The 1,623-nt window shown below is 60.1% G+C and carries 3 protein-coding genes; all 3 read left to right on the forward strand.

The genetic code is table 11. The annotated features are described in order from the left end of the window. The first annotated feature begins 50 nt into the window (after window positions 1-50). Window positions 51-761, forward strand: a complete 711-nt coding sequence (locus tag ACS5Q1_RS47795) for an IS6 family transposase (RefSeq protein WP_473104768.1) — start codon at window positions 51-53, stop codon at window positions 759-761. Between the two features lie 135 nt (window positions 762-896). After that, window positions 897-1,139, forward strand: a complete 243-nt coding sequence (locus ACS5Q1_RS47800; protein WP_473104769.1) for a hypothetical protein — start codon at window positions 897-899, stop codon at window positions 1,137-1,139. Window positions 1,140-1,204: 65 nt separating this feature from the next. Beyond that, window positions 1,205-1,453, forward strand: coding sequence for a hypothetical protein (locus tag ACS5Q1_RS47805; protein WP_473104770.1), 249 nt, complete (start codon window positions 1,205-1,207; stop codon window positions 1,451-1,453). Window positions 1,454-1,623: the final 170 nt, after the last annotated feature.

Raw genomic sequence — 1,623 nt, forward strand, 5'->3', positions numbered from 1 at the left:
GGCACCGTCAGATTAACCAGAGGGTGACCGGATTGAGGCATACGTGAGGGATGAAATCGACCCAACATCCTCGCTATGCCCGCCACCGCTTCCCGGCTGAAGTGATCAGCCATGCTGTGTGGTTGTACTTCCGGTTTCCGTTGAGCCTGCGCATGGTCGAGGAGATGCTCGCCGCCCGAGGTATCCTGGTCAGCTACGAGACCGTGCGGCAGTGGGCGCTGAAGTTCGGCCAGGATTATGCCAACCGGATCCGCCGGCGTCTGCCCGCATCTGGAGACAAATGGCACCTTGATGAGGTTGCGATCAGCATTGCCGGCAAGAAGCATTGGCTCTGGAGAGCTGTCGATCAACATGGAGTCGTGCTCGATATCCTGGTTCAGAGCCGCCGTAACGCAAAAGCGGCCAAACGCCTGCTGCGGAAGCTGCTCAAGAAGCAGGGCACCGCACCGCGCGTGATGATCACCGACAAACTCGCGAGCTACGGTGCCGCAAAGCGAGAGATCATGCCCGGCGTGGAGCATCGCCAGCATAAAGGCTTGAACAACCGCGCCGAGAATAGTTATCAGCCGACGCGACGACGTGAGCGCGTCATGAAGCGCTTCAAGTCAGCGGGTCAGGCCCAGCGCTTCCTCTCCGTTCACGATCAGGTTGCAAACCTCTTCCGCCATCCCGCCCACACCAACTCCGCCGATCACCGCAAGGCCCGAGCCTTGGCCTTTACGACCTGGGCCGAGGTGACGGGCCTTGGTGCTGGCTTCTGACGCGATAAGTCCGTGGGGCTCTGTGATATCAGTCCGTTAACCTGACGGTGCCTCTTTGACTGCCTGCACGATATGGGCCGGCCGGTCGATGCGATGCGCCATGCAAGGACCGCGATGGCCAGGGATGGCGCGATCATGCTGATCGAGCCGTATGCCGGTGACCGGGTCGAGGACAACATCAGCCCGATTGGTCGACTCTACTATGCGGCCTCGACGACCTTGTGCTGCGCTCATGCAATCTCGGAGAAGGGAATGCATGTCCTCGGCGCCCAAGCAGGACCGAGCAGGCTCGAAGCCGTGCTGAAGTCGGCCGGGTTCGAAACCATTCGCCAAGCCACCCGGACTCCGTTCAACCTGATCATCGAGGCCCGCCTATAATCCGCTCGCTGGAAGTTGAGAAGCATTGCTCGCAGTCCTTTTTATCGATGAGGCAGGAGAGTCCTATGGTCCATGTTGATGATATCTGCGCCGGGCCGATTGGCGGTCTCTATCTGCCTCCCATGGCCTGGGACCTGCTGCGGCGAGAGAAGATCCAGACCATTGACCAACTCATGGCCAATGTTCACCGGCTCGAGCGGTTCGACGACGTCGAGCCCAGGATGGCGCAAGTGATCCGGCAAGCGATCGCCTGTACCGCACTGTCGGTAGCGTGGACGTCAGGCGACGTGCTGCTGAGCCCGTGGTGCGCGTGAACACAAACGAGAAGAGGCTTGCTTCTAAGAGTTACTCCATCTGCGAGTCTACCTGGCCGCTGGCCACGAGTGCAGGATCCCCCTCGGTCAACATCGTGCCGTGATGGATACTGTTGGGAGGTCCTCCGATGTCACGTTCACAGACCAAAGAGATCCTGCGTTCTACCAGC

This window comes from Microvirga sp. GN3 (assembly GCF_055792825.1).

Excerpts from the sequence above, each read along its gene's own strand:
- ACS5Q1_RS47795 (WP_473104768.1), top strand. The coding sequence starts at position 51 with ATGAAATCGACCCAACATCCTCGCTATGCCCGCCACCGCTTCCCGGCT.
- ACS5Q1_RS47800 (WP_473104769.1), top strand. The coding sequence starts at position 897 with ATGCTGATCGAGCCGTATGCCGGTGACCGGGTCGAGGACAACATCAGC.
- ACS5Q1_RS47805 (WP_473104770.1), top strand. The coding sequence starts at position 1,205 with ATGGTCCATGTTGATGATATCTGCGCCGGGCCGATTGGCGGTCTCTAT.